General features: G+C 69.5%; 22 protein-coding genes and 1 tRNA gene. 6 read left to right on the top strand and 17 right to left on the bottom strand.

The features are described 5' to 3' along the window. Nucleotides 1-3: 3 nt before the first annotated feature. The 14 genes from nuoK to ACFSC0_RS15860 form a co-directional block, all read right to left on the bottom strand. Nucleotides 4-312, bottom strand: a complete 309-nt coding sequence (gene nuoK / locus ACFSC0_RS15925; RefSeq protein WP_377281854.1) for an NADH-quinone oxidoreductase subunit NuoK — start codon at nt 310-312, stop codon at nt 4-6. Continuing rightward, nucleotides 309-926, bottom strand: coding sequence for an NADH-quinone oxidoreductase subunit J (locus ACFSC0_RS15920; RefSeq protein WP_377281853.1), 618 nt, complete (start codon nt 924-926; stop codon nt 309-311). The genes nuoK and ACFSC0_RS15920 overlap by 4 nt, the downstream gene beginning before the upstream one ends. Before the next feature lie 86 nt (nt 927-1,012). Beyond that, nucleotides 1,013-1,510, bottom strand: coding sequence for an NADH-quinone oxidoreductase subunit NuoI (gene nuoI / locus ACFSC0_RS15915; protein WP_377281852.1), 498 nt, complete (start codon nt 1,508-1,510; stop codon nt 1,013-1,015). 4 nt (nt 1,511-1,514) lie between these two features. Beyond that, nucleotides 1,515-2,600 (bottom strand): NADH-quinone oxidoreductase subunit NuoH, encoded by a 1,086-nt coding sequence (gene nuoH, locus ACFSC0_RS15910; RefSeq protein ID WP_377281851.1) that lies wholly within the window; start codon nt 2,598-2,600, stop codon nt 1,515-1,517. 3 nt (nt 2,601-2,603) lie between these two features. Next, entirely contained in the window at nt 2,604-4,646 is a 2,043-nt protein-coding gene (gene nuoG, locus ACFSC0_RS15905; protein ID WP_377281850.1) for an NADH-quinone oxidoreductase subunit NuoG, read from the bottom strand. Nucleotides 4,647-4,652: 6 nt separating this feature from the next. Continuing rightward, nucleotides 4,653-5,966, bottom strand: coding sequence for an NADH-quinone oxidoreductase subunit NuoF (nuoF, locus tag ACFSC0_RS15900; RefSeq protein WP_377281849.1), 1,314 nt, complete (start codon nt 5,964-5,966; stop codon nt 4,653-4,655). Nucleotides 5,967-6,021: 55 nt separating this feature from the next. After that, nucleotides 6,022-6,681, bottom strand: a complete 660-nt coding sequence (nuoE, locus tag ACFSC0_RS15895) for an NADH-quinone oxidoreductase subunit NuoE (RefSeq protein WP_377281848.1) — start codon at nt 6,679-6,681, stop codon at nt 6,022-6,024. 7 nt (nt 6,682-6,688) lie between these two features. Further along, the gene (locus ACFSC0_RS15890) at nt 6,689-7,039 is read right to left on the bottom strand and encodes a nuclear transport factor 2 family protein (RefSeq protein WP_377281847.1); all 351 of its coding nucleotides are present in this window, start codon (nt 7,037-7,039) and stop codon (nt 6,689-6,691) included. Continuing rightward, on the bottom strand, nt 7,036-8,265 hold the full coding sequence (locus ACFSC0_RS15885; RefSeq protein WP_377281846.1) for an NADH-quinone oxidoreductase subunit D: 1,230 nt from the start codon (nt 8,263-8,265) through the stop codon (nt 7,036-7,038). Before ACFSC0_RS15885 ends, ACFSC0_RS15890 begins: the two co-directional genes overlap by 4 nt. Then, the gene (locus ACFSC0_RS15880; RefSeq protein WP_377281845.1) at nt 8,262-8,660 is read right to left on the bottom strand and encodes a hypothetical protein; all 399 of its coding nucleotides are present in this window, start codon (nt 8,658-8,660) and stop codon (nt 8,262-8,264) included. Before ACFSC0_RS15880 ends, ACFSC0_RS15885 begins: the two co-directional genes overlap by 4 nt. Further along, nucleotides 8,660-9,292, bottom strand: coding sequence for an NADH-quinone oxidoreductase subunit C (locus ACFSC0_RS15875; protein ID WP_377281844.1), 633 nt, complete (start codon nt 9,290-9,292; stop codon nt 8,660-8,662). Before ACFSC0_RS15875 ends, ACFSC0_RS15880 begins: the two co-directional genes overlap by 1 nt. Further along, entirely contained in the window at nt 9,289-9,882 is a 594-nt protein-coding gene (locus ACFSC0_RS15870; RefSeq protein WP_377281843.1) for a NuoB/complex I 20 kDa subunit family protein, read from the bottom strand. Before ACFSC0_RS15870 ends, ACFSC0_RS15875 begins: the two co-directional genes overlap by 4 nt. Then, nucleotides 9,852-10,229 (bottom strand): NADH-quinone oxidoreductase subunit A, encoded by a 378-nt coding sequence (locus tag ACFSC0_RS15865; RefSeq protein WP_377281842.1) that lies wholly within the window; start codon nt 10,227-10,229, stop codon nt 9,852-9,854. The genes ACFSC0_RS15870 and ACFSC0_RS15865 overlap by 31 nt, the downstream gene beginning before the upstream one ends. Before the next feature lie 170 nt (nt 10,230-10,399). Further along, nucleotides 10,400-10,984: a TetR/AcrR family transcriptional regulator gene (locus tag ACFSC0_RS15860; protein WP_377281841.1), complete on the bottom strand. Its 585-nt coding sequence runs from the start codon at nt 10,982-10,984 to the stop codon at nt 10,400-10,402. Nucleotides 10,985-11,108: 124 nt separating this feature from the next. Here ACFSC0_RS15860 and ACFSC0_RS15855 point away from each other — a divergent pair, with 124 nt between their 5' ends. From ACFSC0_RS15855 to ACFSC0_RS15845, 3 genes are all read left to right on the top strand, one after another. Further along, nucleotides 11,109-12,668, top strand: coding sequence for an AbgT family transporter (locus ACFSC0_RS15855; protein ID WP_377281840.1), 1,560 nt, complete (start codon nt 11,109-11,111; stop codon nt 12,666-12,668). Between the two features lie 78 nt (nt 12,669-12,746). Further along, a tRNA-Asp gene (locus tag ACFSC0_RS15850) sits at nt 12,747-12,823 on the top strand. An 86-nt stretch (nt 12,824-12,909) separates the two neighbouring features. Then, entirely contained in the window at nt 12,910-13,233 is a 324-nt protein-coding gene (locus tag ACFSC0_RS15845; protein WP_377281839.1) for an excalibur calcium-binding domain-containing protein, read from the top strand. Here ACFSC0_RS15845 and ACFSC0_RS15840 read toward each other — a convergent pair. Continuing rightward, nucleotides 13,230-13,697 (bottom strand): NUDIX hydrolase, encoded by a 468-nt coding sequence (locus tag ACFSC0_RS15840; RefSeq protein ID WP_377281838.1) that lies wholly within the window; start codon nt 13,695-13,697, stop codon nt 13,230-13,232. The two genes, ACFSC0_RS15845 and ACFSC0_RS15840, sit on opposite strands and share 4 nt — an antisense overlap. A 58-nt stretch (nt 13,698-13,755) precedes the next feature. Between ACFSC0_RS15840 and ACFSC0_RS15835 the strand changes: the two genes are divergently transcribed. Then, a complete protein-coding gene (locus ACFSC0_RS15835; RefSeq protein WP_377281837.1) occupies nt 13,756-14,247 on the top strand; it encodes a nuclease in 492 nt (163 codons plus the stop codon). Here the strand turns inward: ACFSC0_RS15835 and ACFSC0_RS15830 are convergent. Further along, complete coding sequence (locus ACFSC0_RS15830) at nt 14,172-16,088, bottom strand: flavin-containing monooxygenase (RefSeq protein ID WP_377281836.1); 1,917 nt, start codon at nt 16,086-16,088, stop codon at nt 14,172-14,174. The genes ACFSC0_RS15835 and ACFSC0_RS15830 overlap by 76 nt on opposite strands. A 58-nt stretch (nt 16,089-16,146) precedes the next feature. Continuing rightward, nucleotides 16,147-17,058 carry an aldo/keto reductase gene (locus tag ACFSC0_RS15825; RefSeq protein WP_377281835.1) on the bottom strand — a complete coding sequence of 304 codons (912 nt, stop codon included), beginning with the start codon at nt 17,056-17,058 and terminating at the stop codon, nt 16,147-16,149. A gap of 122 nt (nt 17,059-17,180) precedes the next feature. On the opposite strand from ACFSC0_RS15825, the gene ACFSC0_RS15820 reads away from it, so the two are divergent. Beyond that, complete coding sequence (locus ACFSC0_RS15820; RefSeq protein WP_377281834.1) at nt 17,181-17,837, top strand: DUF1326 domain-containing protein; 657 nt, start codon at nt 17,181-17,183, stop codon at nt 17,835-17,837. Beyond that, nucleotides 17,834-18,697: a DUF2182 domain-containing protein gene (locus tag ACFSC0_RS15815; protein WP_377281833.1), complete on the top strand. Its 864-nt coding sequence runs from the start codon at nt 17,834-17,836 to the stop codon at nt 18,695-18,697. Before ACFSC0_RS15820 ends, ACFSC0_RS15815 begins: the two co-directional genes overlap by 4 nt.

Genomic DNA, 18,697 nt, shown 5'->3' with positions numbered 1-18,697 from the left:
CCCTTAGCCCCGCATCATGGAGGCGTCATCGACGGAGATGTCGCCCCTGTTCCGGAAGAAGGTGACGAGGATGGCCAGGCCCACGGCGGCCTCGGCCGCGGCCACCGTCAGCACGAACATGGCGAAGATCTGCCCCACCACGTTGTGCAGGTAGACCGAGAAGGCCACCAGGTTGATGTTCACCGCCAGCAGGATGAGCTCGATGCTCATCAGGATGACGATGACGTTCTTGCGGTTCACGAAGATGCCGAAGACGCCGATGGTGAACAGGATGGCGGCGACCGCCAGGTAGTGGACGAGACCGATGGTCATTCGCCGATCCCCTCGCCCGGCTTGATCTGCACGATACGCATGCCCGTCTTCGGATTGCGGAGGACCTGGTCGGCGACCAGCTGGCGGCGGACGTTCGGCTTGTGGCGCAGGGTCAGCACGATCGCCCCGATCATCGCCACCAGCAGCACCAGCCCGGCCGCCTGGAAGAAGTAGACGTAGTCGGTGTAGAGCACCCGCCCGATCACCTCGGCGTTGGTCACGTCAGGACCGGCCGCGGCCGGCTCGGCGTTGCCGCGGGCCGCGCCTTGCGTGGCGACCGCGCTGGCCACCGCGATCATCTCGATCGACAGGATGGCCGCCACCAGCCCGCCCAGCGGCAGGTATCTGGCGAAGCCCTGGCGCAGGGCCGCGAAGTCGACGTCCAGCATCATGACGACGAACAGGAACAGCACCGCCACGGCGCCGACGTAGACCACCACCAGCAGCATCGCCAGGAACTCGGCCCCGAGGAGCACGAACAGTCCGGCGGCCGAGAAGAAGGCCAGGATCAGGAACAGCACCGAGTGCACGGGATTGCGGGCCGAGACGACGGCGAATCCCGCGGCGATGGTGACTGTCGCCAGCAGATAGAATGCGATCGCCTGCAAGGCCATCGGCGGGACCAGCTCCCTCGAAAACTACCAAACCAAAGGGGCGGACAGCGCCGCCCCGGCCTCATGCTCGGATTCGCGCGGCCGTCTTAGCGATAGGGCGCGTCGAGTTCCAGGTTCTTTGCGATCTCCCGCTCCCAGCGGTCGCCGTTCGCGAGCAGGCGCTCCTTGTCGTAGTAGAGCTCCTCGCGCGTCTCGGTGGCGAACTCCAGGTTCGGGCCCTCCACGATGGCGTCCACCGGGCAGGCCTCCTGGCACAGGCCGCAGTAGATGCACTTGACCATGTCGATGTCGTAGCGGGTCGTCCGGCGGCTGCCGTCCTCCCGGGGCTCGGCCTCGATGGTGATCGCCTGGGCCGGGCAGACCGCCTCGCAGAGCTTGCAGGCGATGCAGCGCTCTTCCCCGTTGGGATAGCGGCGCAGGGCGTGCTCGCCGCGGAACCTGGGGCTCTGCGGGTTGCGCTCGTTCGGATAGATCACGGTCGCCTTGGGGCGGACCATGTACTTCATCGCCAGCCCGAAGGCGCCGGCGAAGTCGAGCAGCGCCGCGCCCTTGGCGGCCTGAGCGATGCGTGTTGCGAAACCCATGGTCTTAAGCGGCTCCAGAGGCGGGGCCGAACACCCGCCAGGCGGCGATGACGGCCACGGCGACCAGCGAGAACGGCAGGAAGACCTTCCAGCCCAGCCGCATCAGCTGGTCGTAGCGGTAGCGGGGCACGATCGCCTTCACGACGGCGACCATGAAGAACCAGAAGACCACCTTCATCACGAAGACGAGCAGGTAGAAGATGTTGGCCATGAAGGCCGGCCAGCTCTCCAGGAAGGTGGTCGGGAAGCCCGGGTGCCAGCCGCCGAAGAACAGGATGCTGATCAGCGCGCACATCAGCACGATGTTCGAGTACTCGCCGATCATGAACAGCAGGTACGGGGTCGAGGAGTATTCGACCTGGTAGCCGGCGACGAGCTCGGACTCGGCCTCCGGCAGATCGAACGGCGGGCGGTTCGTCTCGGCCAGGAAGCTGATGAAGAAGATCACGCTCATCGGCAGCATGATCAGCACCAGCGGCAGCTGGGTGAGCCCGCCGCCGAGGAAGTGCCAGTTCCAGATCCAGCCGGCCTGGTTGTTGACGATGGTCGTCAGGTTCATCGAGCCGGCGAGCAGGATGACGGTGATGATCACGAAGCCGAGGCTGACCTCGTAGGAGACCATCTGCGCGGCCGAGCGGAGCGAGCCCAGGAAGGGGTACTTCGAGTTCGACGCCCAGCCGCCCATGATGATGCCGTAGACGCCGAGCGAGGACACCGCGAACAGGAACAGGATGCCCACGTTGATGTCGGAGACCACCCAGCCGGGCGCGAACGGGATCACCGCCCAGGCCACGAAGGCGAGCACGAAGCTCAGCAGCGGGGCCAGGATGAAGACCACCTTGTCGGCCCCTGACGGGACGACGATCTCCTTCAGCACGAACTTGAAGAAGTCGGCGAAGGACTGGAGCAGGCCGAACGGGCCCACGACGTTGGGCCCCTTGCGCATCTGCACGCCGGCCCAGATCTTCCGGTCGGCGAGCAGCAGGAAGGCGAGCGAGAGCAGCACGCCGACCATCACGATCAGCACCTGACCGACGGTGATCAGCGTCCAGCCGCCCGGCGTGGCCCAAAAGGACTGGGTCTGCTCCATCCCCTACTCCGCAGCGATCTTGGCGGCGCTGGACGTGGCCAGGGCGGCGCATTCGGCCATCGTCACGCTGGCGCGGGCGATGGGATTGGTCAGGTGGAAGGCGGTGATCGGCGAGGCGAACGGCGCATCCGAGACATCGCCCTTCACGCCCAGGGCGTCGAAGTCGAGGTCGCGGCCCTGGCCGCTGGCCACGTAGTCGATCTGGCCGAAGGTCGGATGGTCGGCGAACAGTTTGGCCCGCAGCTGGTCCAGGTCGTCGTACGGCAGGGTCGCGCCCAGCCGCTCCGACAGGGCGCGGAAGATCGCCCAGTCCTCGCGCGCCTCGCCCTTCGGGAAGACGGCCCGCATGCCCATCTGCACCCGGCCCTCGGTGTTGACGTAAAGGCCGTTCTTCTCGGTGTAGGCCGCGCCCGGCAGGATGACGTCGGCGCGGTGCGCGCCGGCGTCCCCGTGGGTGCCCACATAGACGACGAAGGCGTCGGAGCCCCGGGCGTCGATCTCGTCCGCGCCCAGCAGGAAGAGCACGTCCAGCGCCCCGGGCTGCACCATGGCCGGGGCGGAAAGCCCGCCGACCGGCACGAAGCCCATATCGAGGCCGGCCACGCGCGAGGCCGCGGTATGCAGCACGTTCCAGGTCGCGCCGAACGCCTTGGCGACGCCTGCGGCGGCCTTCAGCACCGCCGCCCCGTCCGGCCGGGCGAGCGCGCCGGCGCCCACGATGACCGCCGGGTTCTTGGCTTCCTTCAGGAACTTGACGAACTCGCTCCGCGAGCGAGTGAGCTTGGACAGATCGGCCGGCCCCGTGCCCAGGTGCTCGTAGCCGTAGGTCAGGTCCGCCGCCTCGCCGACCACGCCGATGCGCAGCGCGCCGGCCAGCCAGCGCTTGCGCAGGCGGGCGTTGAACACCGGCGCCTCGAGCCGCGGATTGGTCCCGATCAGCAGGACCGCGTCGGCCTCTTCGATGCCGGCGATGGTCGAGTTGAGCAGCCAGGACTCGCGCGGGCCCTCGCCCAGCGCCATGCCGTCCTGCCGGCAGTCCAGGTTCTTCACGCCCAGCGAGCGGAAGAGGTCCATCGCCGCCTTCATGGACTCGGCGTCCTGCAGGTCCCCGGCGATCGCGCCCACGCGTTCCGGCGCGGCGGCCTTCACCTTCTGGGCGACGGCGTCCAGCGCCTCGGCCCAGGTGGCGGGGCGCAGCTTGCCGGCTTCACGGATATAGGGGCGGTCGAGGCGTTGGCGCGACAGCCCGTCGACCACGTAGCGGGTCTTGTCGCTGATCCACTCCTCGTTGATCTCGTCGTTCACGCGCGGCAGCACGCGCAGAACGGCCGGCCCACGGGCGTCGACGCGGATCGCCGAGCCGAGGGCGTCCATGACGTCCACCGTCTCGGTCTTCTTCAGCTCCCAAGGGCGGTAGTTGAAGGCCCACGGCTTATGGGTCAGGGCGCCCACCGGGCACAGGTCGATGACATTGGCCGAGAGCTCGCTGGCCACCGCCTTGTCCAGGTAGGTGACGATCTCCACGTCCTCGCCGCGGCTGATCAGGCCGATGTCGGGCACGCCCGCGACCTCGGTGATGAAGCGCACGCAGCGGGTGCACTGGATGCAGCGGGTCATCACCGTCTTGATCAGAGGACCCATGTACTTTTCTTCGACGGCCCGCTTGTTCTCGGCGTAGCGGGAATCGTCGCGGCCATAGGCCATCGCCTGGTCCTGCAGGTCGCACTCGCCGCCCTGGTCGCAGATCGGGCAGTCCAGAGGGTGGTTGATGAGCAGGAACTCCATCACCCCGTGGCGCGCCTTCTTGACCATCGGCGTGTCGGTGAGGATCTCCATCCCCTCTGCGGCCGGCAGGGCGCAGCTGGCCTGCGGCTTCGGCGGGCCGGGCTTCACCTCGACCAGGCACATGCGGCAGTTGCCGGCGATCGACAGCCGCTCGTGGTAGCAGAAGCGCGGGATCTCCTCGCCGGCGAGCTCGGCCACCTGCAGGACGTTCATCCCCGGCTCGAACTCGATCTCGACCCCGTTGACCTTGGCCTTGGGCATGCTCGCTTACTCCGCCGCCACCCGTGCGCCCTGCACGTGCGGTTTGCCGGCCCGGTAGTTGTTGATCCGCTCTTCCACTTCATGGCGGAAGTGCTTGAAAAGGCCCTGGATCGGCCAGGCGGCCGCATCGCCCAGGCCGCAGATGGTGTGGCCTTCGACCTGGCTGGCGACGTCGAGCAGGAGGTCGATCTCCCGCATCTCGGCCTCGCCAGTGGCCATCCGCTCCATCACCCGCCACATCCAGCCGGTGCCTTCGCGGCACGGCGTGCACTGGCCGCAGCTCTCGTGCTTGTAGAAGTAGGCGCCGCGGGCGATCGCCTTGATGAGGTCGGTGTCCTTGTCCATGACGATCATGGTCGCCGTGCCCAGGCCCGAGCCGCGCTTCTGCAGGTCCTCGAACTCCATCAGCGCCACCTCGGCCTCTTCGGCCGGGATCATCTTCATGGAGAGGCCGCCCGGGATGACGGCCTTCAGGTTGCCCCAGCCGCCGCGCACCCCGCCGAAGTGCTCCTCGATGAGCTGCTTCATCGGGATCGACATGGTCTCCTCGACCACGCACGGCTTGTTCACGTGGCCGGCCGCGGCCATCAGCTTGGTGCCGGTGGAGCGCTCCGAGCCGAAGCCCGCGAACCAGTCCGCGCCGCGGCGCAGGATGGTGCCGACGACGGCGATGGACTCGACGTTGTTGATGGTGGTCGGGCAGCCGTAGATGCCGGCGCCGGCCGGGAACGGCGGCTTCAGGCGAGGCTGGCCCTTCTTGCCCTCAAGGCTCTCCATCAGGGCGGTCTCGTCGCCGCAGATGTAGGCCCCGCCGCCGTGCGTCACGTAGAGGTCGAACGGCCAGCCGAAGATGTTGTCCTTGCCGATCAGCTTGGCCTTGTAGGCCTGGGCGATGGCCGCCTCCAGCCGCTCGCGCTCGTAGACGTACTCGCCGCGGATGTAGATGTAGGCCGTGTGCGCCCGGATCGCGTAGCTGGCGATCAGGCAGCCCTCGATCAGCAGGTGCGGATCGTTGCGCAGGATCTCGCGGTCCTTGCAGGCGCCCGGCTCGGACTCGTCGGCGTTGACCACCAGGAAGTGCGGCCGTTCGCTCTCCTGCTTGGGCATGAAGGTCCACTTCAGGCCGGTGCCGAAGCCCCCGCCCCCGCGGCCGCGCAGGCCCGAGGCCTTGATCTGGTCGCAGATCCACTCCGGGGTCTGCTGCAGGATCTCGCGCACGAGGTTGTAGGCGCCGCGCTGCTTCGCCCCCTCCAGCCCGAAATCATGCAGGCCGTAGAGGTTGGTGAAGATGCGGTCCTTGTCTTCCAGAATGCCGACCACGGTCAGCGCACTCCCCTATTCGCGCGAGGCTCGCCCACGCCCCTGACCTGCTGGATCACTCGGCCGGCTCCTTCGCCGCGTTCGGCAGCGCGAAGGGCTTGGCGCGCGAGCCGTCGTAGAGCGACGGATCGGTCAGCACCAGCGGCCCGCCCTCCGGCGCCGAGCCCTGGCGTCCGATCGCCGAGCCGGGCTTGGGGCTCTCGCCCGCCGCGAACTGGTCGATCAGCTTCTCCAGCGCCTCGGGCGTCAGGTCCTCGTAGTAGTAGTCGTTGATGGCGGCCATCGGCGCGTTGGCGCAGGCGCCCATGCACTCGACTTCCTGCCAGTAGAGCTTGCCGTCGGCCGAGCGATGGTCCTTCGGCCCGATCTTCTTCTTGCAGACGGCCATCAGGGCCTCGGAGCCGCGCAGCTGGCACGGCGTCGTCCCGCAGACCTGCACGACCGTTTGGCCGACCGGCTCGAGGTGGAACATGGTGTAGAAGGTCGCGACCTCCAGCACCCGGATCTTGGCCATGCCGAGCAGCTCGGCGACGGCGCGGATGGCCGGCTCGGAGACCCAGCCCTCCTGCTTCTGGACGAGCCACAGCAGCGGGATGACCGCCGACTGCTGGCGGCCGGGCGGATACTTGGCCATCCACCACTGGGCCTGCTTCATCGTCTCCTTGGAGAACTCGAAGCTTTCCGGCTGGACGGTCGAGAGGCGGCGGACGCTCAACGGGCCCTCACTTCACGAAATCGACGCGGGCGATCTTGCCGCCGGCGATGGTGTAGATGGCCGCCACCTCGAAGGTCTCCCCGCCCGCACGGCGGATGACCTTCTCGTGGTCGATGACGGTGTTCGAAAGAGCGATCCGGTTCAGCAGCTCGACCCGGTTCTCCGGGAAGTCGGCGAACACCTGGGCGTACTTGTCCCGGAAGGCCTGGAGGCCCTGGATGGTCACCTGCCCGTTCAGGTCCGAGACCACCAGGTCGTCGGCGAAGAAGCTGCAGTAGGCGTCCAGGTCCTGGGCGTTGTAGGCGTCGAGCTGGCCCTGGGCGAGGTCGACGGGCGTCGGGTTGGAAGGCGCGTTCACCGGTCGATCTCCCCGAACACGATGTCGAGCGAGCCGAGGATGGCCGAGACGTCCGCCAGCATGTGGCCGCGGTTCATCCAGTCCATGGCCTGCAGGTGCGGGAAGCCCGGCGCGCGGATCTTGCAGCGGTAGGGCTTGTTGGTGCCGTCGCTGACCAGATAGACGCCGAACTCGCCCTTCGGCGCCTCGACGCAGGCGTAGACCTCGCCCGGCGGGGGCCGGTAGCCCTCGGTGTAGAGCTTGAAGTGGTGGATGAGCGCCTCCATCGAGCGCTTCATCTCGCCCCGCCGCGGCGGGGAGACCTTGTGATCGTCCGACAGCACCAGGCCCGGCGTCTTCTGAAGCATCAGGCAGGCCTGCTTCATGATCTTGGTCGACTCCCGCATCTCCTGCATGCGGCACAGGTAGCGGTCGTAGCAGTCGCCGTTGACGCCCAGCGGGATGTCGAACTCGAAGTCGGAGTAGTTCTCGTACGGCTGGTTGCGGCGCAGGTCCCAGGCGATGCCCGAGCCGCGCAGCATCACGCCGGAGAAGCCCCAGGCGTAGGCCTCGTCCTTGCTCACCTTGCCGATGTCGACGTTCCGCTGCTTGAAGATGCGGTTGTCGGTGATCAGCCCTTCGATGTCGTCCAGCACGCGCGGGAAGTGGTCGCACCAGTCGCTGATGTCCTGCACCAGCTCGGGCGGCAGGTCCTGGCGCACGCCGCCGACCCGGAAGTAGTTGGCGTGCAGGCGAGCGCCCGAGGCGCGCTCGTAGAACACCATCAGCTTCTCGCGCTCCTCGAAGCCCCAGAGCGGCGGCGTCAGGGCGCCGACGTCCATGGCCTGGGTCGTCACGTTCAGCAGGTGGTTCAGGATCCGGCCGATCTCGGAATAGAGCACCCGGATGATCTGGCCGCGGATCGGGACCTCGACGCCCATGAGCTTTTCGAGGGCGAGCACATAGGCGTGCTCCTGGTTCATCGGGGCCACGTAGTCCAGGCGATCGAAGTAGGGGATCGTCTGGGCGTAGGGCCGCATCTCCATCAGCTTCTCGGTGCCGCGGTGCAGCAGGCCGATGTGCGGGTCGACGCGGTCGACCACTTCGCCGTCCAGCTCCAGCACCAGGCGCAGCACCCCGTGCGCGGCCGGGTGCTGCGGGCCGAAGTTGATGTTGAACTTGCGGACCGGGGTCTCGGGGAAGAGGGTCGTCTCCTGCCCGACAGCCGGGGTGTTCTGGCCGGTCATGCCTTCACCTTGCGCGCTTGCAGCGCCGTCCAGGCCAGGCCCAGCAGGGCCAGGCCCACGCCCGCCGCCGGCAGCGCCGGCACGGACGTGAAGAGTTCCCCCGAACCCAGCTGCGCGCCGATCGGCGCGCCCACCAGGGCGGCCGGGGCGAACCAGGCGAAGGGCAGCTTGTCGCCGGCCCGGCGGGCGAACTCCACCCGCGCGGCCGAGGCGAAGCCGGCGGCGATCGCCACCAGCGCCAGCAGCACGCCCAGGCCGATCGCCTGCAGCTGGTCGGCGGCGAACGCCGCGCCGGTCGGCAGCGAGGCCAGCGAGGCGGCCAGGCCGATGAAGAACATCACGCCCGAGTTGAAGGCCAGGAGGCCCGGCAGCTGCTTGAGGTGCGAAGCGCCCATCACTTGGCCTCCGCCTTCTCGTCGCCCGGCAGGACCTTGGGCGCATAGCCGCGCTCGTCGCCTTCCCAGGGCGACAGGAAGTCCCAGTTCCGCCACTCGGTCATCTTGATCGGCTCGTAGACGACGCGCTTGAGCTCGTCGTCGTAGCGGACCTCCACATAGCCGCTCATCGGGAAGTCCTTGCGCAGCGGATGGCCGTGGAAGCCGTAGTCGGTGAGGATCCGCCGAAGGTCCGGATGGCCCTCGAAGAAGATCCCGTACATGTCGAACGCCTCGCGCTCGTACCAGTCGGCGCTGGGATAGACCCCGACCACCGACGGCACCGCCGTGTCCTCGTCCGTCTCCAGCTTGATCCGGATGCGGCGGTTCTTGGGGTAGCTCAGCAGGTGGTAGACGACGTCGAACCGGCGCTCGCGCTGGGGCCAGTCGACCCCGGCGATGTCGATCAGCTGGTTGAAGCGCAGGTCGGGATGATCGCGCAGCAAGGTCAGCGCCTCGACGATGCGCGGCAGGGCCGCGGTCAGCGTCAGCTCGTTGAACTCGACCTTGTAGCCGCCGAAGGCGCCCGCGGCGTCGGCGACGATGCGCTGGCCCAGCGCGTCCAGGTCCTCGTGGGTGACCGCCCAGCTCATCGCTCGATGGTCCCCTCGCGGCGGATCTTCTTCTGCAGCTGCAGCACGCCGTAGACCAGGGCCTCGGCGGTCGGCGGGCAGCCGGGGACGTAGATGTCCACCGGCACGATGCGGTCGCAGCCGCGCACCACCGAATAGCTGAAGTAGTAGTAGCCGCCGCCGTTGGCGCAGCTGCCCATGGAGATGACGTAGCGCGGCTCCGGCATCTGGTCGTAGACCTTGCGCAGGGCCGGGGCCATCTTGTTGCACAGGGTGCCGGCGACGATCATCACGTCCGACTGTCGCGGGCTGGCGCGGGGCGCGAAGCCGTAGCGCTCCAGGTCGTACCTGGGCATCGAGGCCTGCATCATCTCCACGGCGCAGCAGGCCAGGCCGAAGGTCATCCACATCAAGGAGCCGGTGCGGGCCCAGGTGATGATGTCGTCGGCCGCCGCGGTGATGAAGCCGCGGTCGGCGAGCTGGTCGTTGACGTGGTCGAAGAACGGGTCGTGGACCTTGGGGTCATACCCCTCGACCGTCGTGCGCCCGGCGGACAGCGCCGGCGCCTTGGGCGGCTGGATTATTCCCATTCCAGCGCTCCCTTTTTCCATTCGTAGATGAAGCCGACGGTGAGGACGCCGAGGAAGGTCATCATCGACCAGAAGGCGAACTGCGCCGTCTCCGGCGGCAGCTTCATGAGGGTCACCGCCCACGGAAACAGGAAGGCGACCTCGAGATCGAAGATGATGAACAGGATCGAGACCAGGTAGAACCGGACGTCGAACTTCATCCGCGCATCGTCGAAGGCGTTGAAGCCGCACTCGTAGGTGGACAGCTTCTCGGGGTCCGGCGACTTCGGCGCCAGGATCGCGGCCGCCAGCACGAAGGCGACACCCAGGGCCGCCGCGATCCCGAAGAAGATCACGATCGGCAGGTACTGCAGAAGAAAGGCTTCCATTAGGTCCTCGGGGAGGAGTCGGGCGCCCTTCTAGACCACGTGCGCGCGCCGTTCAAACGCGAGGTTTGCGGTGCGTTGTCCGGGGTGATGCGATGACTGGCGCCCTCGCCTCGTGGGCCGCGGATATATCCACGCCCGGGCGCGCAACCAAGCGCTCTTATCAAATGAAATCAGAACAATGTTAGCTGGTCGCCGGGCTCCTCGGCCGTGTCCGGCCTGGGCTGGCCGAGCCACCTGACCACCTGGGCTTCCAGCGGCGCGGTGAACCGGGCCACATCGCCCGGCGCGCGCGCCTGGGCCGCCACGAACAGGGCGTAGAGAATCTGCGCAGCCCGCTGGGCGCGCAGCGCCGGCAGCGCCCAGTTCTCGGCGAGGAAGCGGGTGATCGCCGACTCGCGGGCGGCGTCCACCTCCGCCACCAGCGCCTTGGCGGCGGCGTCCCGGGCGGCCAGGGCGCGGATGGCGGCTTCCAGCCGGTCGTCCACCGCCTGCGACAGCGCCGCGAGCCTGGCCCGCCGCGGGGCCCCCGGATCGGCCTCGCGCCAGGTCTCCAGCGCGGCCAGCGCGCCGTCCCGCCACCGCGTCAGCACCCGACGGGTGAACTCGGCCATGGTCGGGAAGTGGTGATAGAAGGAGCCCTTGGTCCGTCCCGCCGCCGCGCACAGCCGGTCGAGCGCCAGGGCTTCGGGCCCGCCCTCGCGAAGCCGCTCGGCCCCGAACGCCAGCCAATCCTCCGCGCGCCACCGCTGCGCCATCGCCCCGCCTCCGCTTCGGGCGCTCCATACCCTACGGTAGGGTCCGGTGCGCAACCCGGCGGGGCGTCCCGCCTGTGGACAAGGGCGGCTTTACGGCGGCGGTGCGCCCACTAGGGTGGCGCTTGTGACCGCGCCCGCCTCGCCTTCCAAGCCGCTGATCTACCGCATCCTCGACGCCATCGAGCGGCTGGGGGACAAGCTGCCGGACCCGGTGTTCATCTTCGCCTGGTTCATCGGCGCGCTGGTGCTGGCCAGCGTGGTCTGCGCCGCGCTGGGGGTCAGCGCCGTCAATCCCGTGGACGGCGAGGTGCTGCGCGCCCAGAGCCTGCTCGCGCCCGAGAACGTGCGCCAGCTGCTGGTGGAGATGCCGCGCACCCTCACCGGCTTCGCCCCGCTCGGCTACGTGCTGCTGATCATGCTGGGCGCGGGGCTGGCCGAACGGGTCGGCCTACTGCCGGCGGCGCTGCGGGTGCTGATGGGCGCCGCGCCGAAGCGGCTGATCACTCCGATGGTCATCCTGATCGGCCTCCTGGCCAACCAGGCCGCCGACTCGGGGTTCGTGATCCTGCTGCCGCTGGCCGGCGTGGCCTTCGCCGCGGCGGGACGTCACCCGATCGCCGGCATCGCGGCGGCGTTCGCCGGCGTGGTGGGCAGCTTCGCCGGCAATCCCCTGCCCGGCCAGTTCGACGCCCTGATCCTCGGCCTCACCGAGCCCGCCGCAAGGCTGATCGACAAGGGCTGGACCGCCAACCTGGTGGGCAACTGGTTCTTCACCGCCGCCGGCGCGCTGGTCTTCATCCCCGTCGCCTGGTTCGTCACCGACAGGATCGTGGAGCCGCGCCTGGGACCCTGGCGGCCGGCCGATGGCCGGGCGGCGATGGCCGCACCCCTCGATCCCGCCGAACGCCGCGGGCTGCGAATCGCCGGCCTCGTCGCCCTGGCGGTGCTGGCCACCTGGGCGGCGCTGGCGCTCGCGCCCGGCGCGCCGCTCGTGGATCCGGAAGCCGCGGGCCCCGCCCGCTGGACGCCCTTCTTCCGCTCGCTGGTCGCCGGCTTCTTCGTGCTGTTCCTTTCCACCGGCCTCGCCTACGGCCTGGCGGTCGGGGCGATCCGCTCGGACAAGGACGTGGTGCGGCTGTGCGCCGACTCCATGGCCGCCATGGCGCCCTACATCGTGCTGGCCTTCGCGGCGGCCCACTTCATCGCCATGTTCAGCTGGTCGAACCTGGGGGCCATCACCGCCATCCATGGCGCCGAGGCCCTGCGCGCCTCCGGGCTGCCGATTCCCGTCCTGCTGATGGGCCTCGTGCTGCTCACCGCCGCCCTCGACATGCTGATCGGTTCGGCCTCGGCCAAGTGGGCGGCGCTCGCCCCGGTGCTGGTGCCGATGCTGATGCTGGTGGGCGTCAGCCCGGAGATGACCACCGCCGCCTACCGGATGGGCGATTCGACGGTGAACATGGCCAGCCCCCTGATGCCCTACTTCGGCCTCGGCCTGGCCTTCTGCCAGCGCTGGAAGCCGGACTTCGGGGTCGGCGGCCTGATCAGCGCCATGCTCCCCTACTCGGCCGCGATGATGGCCGCCGGCGTGCTGATGACCGGCCTGTGGGCCGCCTTCGAGCTGCCGCTGGGCCCGGCGGCGGGCGTTCACTACACGCCGCCCACAGGAACCGTCGCTCCTTAACCATCTGCGACCACTCTCCCGTTGACTAAAGGCAAGTCGGCGCCTATCAGACCGCCCTCGCTTCTAGCGAGCGCCTACGCGGGTGTAGCTCAGTTGGTTAGAGCGCCGGCCTGTCACGCCGGAGGTCGCGGGTTCGAGCCCCGTCACTCGCGCCATTAGGCCTAAGGGCCGGCCGCCCCTCCATCCTTCATTAGCCCTACAGCCGTAGGCTCTGCGCCGTCGCGACTGTGGAGCTGACCTCATGAAGCGCGCCGCGATTCTCCTCGCCTGCGCCGCTGTTGGTCTTCCGCTTACGGCGTCGGCCCATCCGGGCGGTCTGGACGCCCAGGGCTGTCACACGAATCGCAAGACCGGCGATCGCCACTGCCACGGCCGGAGCGCAGCCGATGGCGACCGGCCGACCGCGGCCACAAGAAACCTCTCGGCTCCGGCCACCGCCTTCCGGAACTGCGATGCAGCTCGCGCGGCCGGAGCTGCCCCCGTCCGTCGGGGCGACCCCGGATATGGCGCCCACCTGGACAGGGACAACGACGGGATCGGCTGCGAACCGTTTCGTCGCCCCTAGGGCGCCAGCCGCGCAAGCGCCTCCGCCAGCAGCGGCGCCTGGCTCGGCAGGATCTTGGTCATCGCGTCCTTCGCCGGCCAGTAGGCGGCCTTCTCAATCTCGGGGACTTCGAGCAGGCGTCCGGAGCCTCGCGGCCACTCCATGTGGAAGGTGTTGCTGCGGAAGCCCGTGAGGTCGAGGTCGGCCTCGACGAGCCAGCAGAGCACGCGTTTGCCGCCCTTCTGGCGGATCGGCGTCAGCGGCTCGAACGGCCCGGGGACCGCCTGTCCCACCTCCTCCTCGAATTCGCGAACGGCGCAGGCCAGTGGGTCCTCATCCTCGTCGATCTCGCCCTTGGGGATCATCCAGGCGCCGTCGTCGCGCTTCGCCCAGAGCGGGCCGCCGGGATGGGCCAGCAGGAACTCGATCCCGTCCTGACCGCGGCGCCAGACCAGCAGGCCGGCGCTGGTGCGTGTCGAACCCAATGGACCCTCCGTCGCCGGCGACAAGGTCTCGTTAACCCTGCCGGCCGAGCTTGGCGCAATGTTGCGTCCCGTCCTCGCCGGCCTCGCCGGCCTCCTGCTAAGCGCCGCCGCCGCCCATGCCGATCCCTGCACCGCCATCCCTGACAAGGGGCCGATGCCGGCCGGCCTGAAGCGCGGGGCGACCTTCTCCGGCAAGGTCACCTATGTGGGCGACGGCGACTCGCTCTGCGTGGCCACAGGCCCCCGCCGGGACCAATGGGTCGAGGTGCGGGTGGCCGACTTCTACGCCCCCGAGTTGGCCTCGCGGGAGGGCGCCGCCGCCAAGGCCGCCCTCGCCCGCATCGCCGAGGGCAAGCAGGCGACCTGCAAGGCCCAGAAGCGCTCCTGGGACCGGGTCGTGGCGACCTGCACGATCGAAGGCCGCTCCATCGCCGAGCACATGCGCCGGGCCGGGATATCGGAAGGCGGACGCGGTCAGCCGACCGCCGCTTCCCGGTCCCTCTCCAGCACGAAGTCGTCGGGGTTCGGCTCGAGCGTCGCGCGCCAGTAGTCGACGAGGCCGAAGGGCCAGTTCTGGGTCACCCGGCCGGCCTCGTTCTTGTACCAGCTCGTGACGTTGGGCGAGCCCCAGGCCATCAGCCGGTTGGCTTCGTCCACGCGGGCGTTGAAGGCCTCGAACACCTCCCGCTTCGGCTCCAGGGCCTTGGCCCCGGTCTCGGCCAGCAGCTTCAAGCAGCCGACGATGTAGCGGACCGAACACTCCGAGAAGAAGATGATCGAGCCGTTGACCACGATGTTGGTGTTGGGCCCGTAGATCATGAACAGGTTGGGAAAGCCCGGCGTGGTCATGCCGAGGTAGGCGCGCGGATCGCCGCCCCAGGTCTCGTGCAGGTCGCGGCCGCCGCGCCCCTTGATCTTCATAGGCCACAGGAAGCGGCTGGCGTGGAATCCGGTGCCGTAGATGATCACGTCGACCTCGTGCTCGGTCCCGTCCTGGGTCTTCAGGCCCTTGGGCGTGATCTCGGCGATCGGCTCGGTGACCAGCGAGACGTTCTCGCGCTTCAGCGCCGCGAGCCACACGCCGTTGTCCAACAGCGCCCGCTTGCCGCCCACCGGATAGCTGGGGATCACCTTGTCGACGAGGTCGGGCCGGTCGGCGACCTGGGCCGCCAGGGCCTGGGCGATCATCTCGCGGAACATCGCATTGGCGGCGCTGACGGCGCTGGGCGGCCCGTCCCAGGCCGGGTCGGCCTTCACCGCCGGCAGCAGCCCGTCGGTGACCATCCAGAACAGGAAGAAGCGGTACCACTTGTCGTAATAGGGCACGTGCTCGAGCAGCCACTTGAATCCCTCCGGCACGTCCTCGTGGTAGTGGGGCGTGGGGAAGCACCAGGGCGGCGTGCGCTGGAAGACCTTCAGGCTGGCCACGCACGGCGCGATCTCCGGCACGAACTGGAAGGCGCTGGCCCCGGTGCCGATCACCGCCACCCGCTTGCCGGCCAGGTCCACGTCGTGCCGCCACTCGGCCGAGTGGAAGGCGATCCCGCCGAAGCTGTCGCGGCCGGGGATGTCCGGATAGCGCGGCCGGTTGAGCTGGCCGACGGCGCAGATCACCGCGCTCGCCTCCAAGCTCACGTCCCGGCCCTCGGCGTCCACGGCCTTCACGCGCCAGAGCCCCCGCCCCTCGTCCCAGGCCATCTCCTCGACGGTCGTGCGGAAGCGGATCTTCTCGCGCAGCCCGTAGCGGTCGGCGACGCTGCGGAAGTAGTCCAGCAGCACCGGCTGGGTGGAGAAGTGCTGCGGCCAGGCGTGGTTCGGCTCGAAGCTGTAGCTGTACATGTGGTTGGAGGAGTCCACCCGGCAGCCCGGGTAGGTGTTCTCGAACCAGGTGCCGCCGACGTCTGGGTTCTTCTCCAGGATGGTGAAGTCGACGCCGGCCTGGGAGAGGCGGATGCCGGCCAGCAGGCCCGACATGCCGGCCCCGACCACCACCACCTTCAGCCGCCGCGCCGCCTGCTTCAGCGGCGGGGCCTCCCACTTGGGATCCTTCGTGCTCTCCCCGCCCAGGGCCAGCTCGTCCATCAGGAAGTCGGCGTAGCCTTCGGGGATCTCCGCGCCGGCCACGAAATCCATCATCCGGCGGACCGTCTCGGGCGGCGGCGGCGGCGGCAGGGTCCGGTCGCCGGCCAGCCAGGCCTCCAGCACCGGCTTGGCCGCCGCGCGGATCTTCGCCTCCTCGTCCTGGGAGAGACCGGTGTCGCCGCGCGACAGCGGCGTGTAGGTGGGCTTCCACTCCGGCCTCAGCCAGGACGCATCGCCCGTCAGGTGCACGAGGCAGACGATGAGCGAAGGCAGGTGGGCGGCCTCGAGAGCCTCGTCGAGCGTGCTCATGGGCGTCTCCCCGTTGTCGTTGTTTTCCGCCGATTGCGGCGACCTGCCTTACCGGAAGTCAACCCTGCGCGGCTCGGATCCGGCCGAGCAGTTCCGGCGTCAGCGTGCGTCCGGAAGCCTCCAGGTTCTCCAGAAGGTGGGCCAGCCGCGTCGTGCCCACCACCGCGCAGGCGACGTTCGGGTTGGCCAGCACATAGGCGAGCGCCGCCTGCGGGCCGCTCATATCCTCCAGCCGGCCCAGGAAGCCGAAGCGTGCGCCGCGGGCGATGTCGGCGCGGTGGTTCTTCAGCGCCCGAAGCGCGTACCAGACGTCGCGCGGGGAGCGGAGCTTCAGCACCTGCTTGCCGGTGTGGCCCATGGCCAGCGCCATGCCCGCCAGCACCCCCTTCCCCGCCGCCGCGGCGCGCGCGATCAGCGGCTCACGCTCCGGCCGCAGGACGTTGTAGTCGACCATCACCACGTCGATGACCGGCAGCGCCAGGGCGTGCTCGATCACTGCGGGATCGAAGCTGTTCAGCCCCACGGCGCGGGCGTGGCCGCGGTCCTTCAACGCCTGCAGCGTCGCCAGCAGGTCGTCGCTCAGCTCGTCGCGGGACGGCCCATGCAGCTGCAGCAGGCCCACGGCCTCGACGCCCAGGTTGCGCAGGCTGCGCTCCAGGCTCGCCTGCACCGCGCCCGGCGAGAAGTCGCGAGCGATCCGCCCGCCGCCGGCGTGGTAGGTGCCGGCCTTGGTGGCGATCACCAGCCGGTCCGTCGCGCGGCCGGCCAGGGCCCGCCCGAGCCGCGGCTCGGCCTCGCCGTGCGAGTAGCTGGCGCCGGTGTCGAAGAAGGTGACGCCGCGGTCGATGGCGGCGTGGACCAGCGCGTGGGCTTCGCCCTCCGGGAAGGCCTTCATCCCCCACCAGCTGGCGCAGCCGAGGCCGATCTCGGAGACCGTCAGGCCGGTGCGGCCGAGGGGGCGGTAGAGCATGGTCCGACATCTAGCCGCAGGCCGTGCGCCGGTCACGCTTTGGGGAGCCGCATCCCGCTCCATTGGCCCCACCCGGCGATGGGCGTATCGTCGCATAACGCCGTTACTGAAGGAGCCGGGCAATGACGCCGTGGGAGCTGAAGGGACGGGAACTGATCAACTGCACCTGCGAATACGGCTGCAACTGCCAGTTCAACGCCTTGCCGGACAAGGGCCACTGCCATGCGGTGGCGGGCATCGACATCGACAGGGGCCGCTATGGGGACATCCCGCTGGACGGCCTGAGGATCGGAGCGATCTTCAAATGGCCGGGGGCGATCCACGAGGGCGACGGCGAGGCGATCGCCTTCGTGGACGAGCGGGCCGCGCCCGAACAGCGCGAGGCCCTGCTGAAGATCATGACCGGCCAGGACACCGCGCCGTTCGCCACCATGTTCGCGGTCTTCGCGAGCACCGTGACGACCATGCACCCGCCAGTGTTCACCCGCATCGACATCGACATCGATGTGGAGGCCCGCCGCGGCCGCGTGGCGATCCCGGGCTATGTCGAGCTGACCGGCGAGCCGATCCGCAATCCGGTGAGCGGCGCCGAGCACCGGGCCCGGATCCACCTGCCCGAGGGCTTCGAATACGAGATCGCCGAGATCGGCAGCGGGACCAGCCGCACGAGCGGTCCGATGCGGGTCGAGATCGACAGCAAGTACGCCCAGTTCGCCCACCTGCACCTGAACAACCAGGGCGTGGTGCGCGGCCGGGCGGCGGCCGAGGCCCTGGCTTGACGGACCATCCGGCGCTCGCCGAGCGCCTGGCCCGGCGACAGCGGGCCGTCGTGGGGGGCGCGCTGGCGCTGCTGGGCCTGCTCGCCTGGCTCTACCTGCTGGCCGGGGCCGGCATGGGCCACGGCCCTGTGGAGACGACCCGGCTGTCGCTGTTCCCGCACACGGCCGCGCCGGCGCCGGATGCGATGCCTGGCATGGACATGCCGATGGAGGGCGTGGCCGAGGCCTCGCCTCCCGCCTGGAGCGCCGGTCTCTGGCTGCTGGTCGCGGCCATGTGGTGGACGATGATGGTGGCGATGATGTCGCCCAGCGCCGCGCCGGCCGTGCTGCTCTACGCCCGGGTCGTGCGCCACGCCGGCGGTCGGCCGGACGGGCGCGGCCTCGCCCCGACGGGCGCCTTCGCGGCCGGCTATTTCCTCGCCTGGCTGGCGTTCGCGCTCGCCGCCACCGCGGCCCAGTGGGGGCTGGAGCAGAGCGGGCTCGTCGCCTCGGCGATGGCCGGCTCGCGCGACCGCTGGTTTTCGGCCGCGCTCCTGCTCGCGGCCGGTGTCTACCAGCTCTCGCCCCTGCAGGCGGCCTGCCTGAGCCACTGCCGCTCGCCGGCGCAGTTCCTCACCCGCCACTGGCGCCCGGGCGCGTCGGGCGCCGTGCGGCTGGGCCTCCTGCACGGGGCCTACTGCGTCGGCTGCTGCTGGGCGCTGATGGCGCTGCTGTTCGTCGGCGGGGTGATGAACCTGGCGTGGATCGCGGTGCTGTCGCTGCTGGTGCTTGCCGAGAAGGTCGCGCCGGGCGGACCGTGGATCGGGCGCGCCGCCGGCCTCGTGCTGATCGCCTGGGCCGCGCTCACCCTGCTCGTATGA

Source organism: Phenylobacterium terrae (assembly GCF_042681205.1).
In the GTDB taxonomy this organism is placed as follows: Bacteria; Pseudomonadota; Alphaproteobacteria; order Caulobacterales; family Caulobacteraceae; genus Phenylobacterium; species Phenylobacterium terrae.
Note: the sequence above shows the minus strand (reverse complement) of the source record. Positions and strands in the feature narration are given on the sequence as shown.

Bases quoted from the DNA above. Each gene is read 5' to 3' on its own strand.
- nuoI (WP_377281852.1), bottom strand. From the start codon at position 1,510: ATGGGTTTCGCAACACGCATCGCTCAGGCCGCCAAGGGCGCGGCGCTG.
- nuoH (WP_377281851.1), bottom strand. From the start codon at position 2,600: ATGGAGCAGACCCAGTCCTTTTGGGCCACGCCGGGCGGCTGGACGCTG.
- ACFSC0_RS15875 (WP_377281844.1), bottom strand. From the start codon at position 9,292: ATGAGCTGGGCGGTCACCCACGAGGACCTGGACGCGCTGGGCCAGCGC.
- ACFSC0_RS15870 (WP_377281843.1), bottom strand. From the start codon at position 9,882: ATGGAAAAAGGGAGCGCTGGAATGGGAATAATCCAGCCGCCCAAGGCG.
- ACFSC0_RS15920 (WP_377281853.1), bottom strand. From the start codon at position 926: ATGGCCTTGCAGGCGATCGCATTCTATCTGCTGGCGACAGTCACCATC.
- ACFSC0_RS15845 (WP_377281839.1), top strand. From the start codon at position 12,910: ATGAAGCGCGCCGCGATTCTCCTCGCCTGCGCCGCTGTTGGTCTTCCG.
- ACFSC0_RS15880 (WP_377281845.1), bottom strand. From the start codon at position 8,660: ATGGGCGCTTCGCACCTCAAGCAGCTGCCGGGCCTCCTGGCCTTCAAC.
- ACFSC0_RS15865 (WP_377281842.1), bottom strand. From the start codon at position 10,229: ATGGAAGCCTTTCTTCTGCAGTACCTGCCGATCGTGATCTTCTTCGGG.
- ACFSC0_RS15825 (WP_377281835.1), bottom strand. From the start codon at position 17,058: ATGCTCTACCGCCCCCTCGGCCGCACCGGCCTGACGGTCTCCGAGATC.
- ACFSC0_RS15860 (WP_377281841.1), bottom strand. From the start codon at position 10,984: ATGGCGCAGCGGTGGCGCGCGGAGGATTGGCTGGCGTTCGGGGCCGAG.
- nuoG (WP_377281850.1), bottom strand. From the start codon at position 4,646: ATGCCCAAGGCCAAGGTCAACGGGGTCGAGATCGAGTTCGAGCCGGGG.
- nuoK (WP_377281854.1), bottom strand. From the start codon at position 312: ATGACCATCGGTCTCGTCCACTACCTGGCGGTCGCCGCCATCCTGTTC.
- ACFSC0_RS15830 (WP_377281836.1), bottom strand. From the start codon at position 16,088: ATGAGCACGCTCGACGAGGCTCTCGAGGCCGCCCACCTGCCTTCGCTC.
- ACFSC0_RS15885 (WP_377281846.1), bottom strand. From the start codon at position 8,265: ATGACCGGCCAGAACACCCCGGCTGTCGGGCAGGAGACGACCCTCTTC.
- ACFSC0_RS15820 (WP_377281834.1), top strand. From the start codon at position 17,181: ATGACGCCGTGGGAGCTGAAGGGACGGGAACTGATCAACTGCACCTGC.
- ACFSC0_RS15835 (WP_377281837.1), top strand. From the start codon at position 13,756: ATGTTGCGTCCCGTCCTCGCCGGCCTCGCCGGCCTCCTGCTAAGCGCC.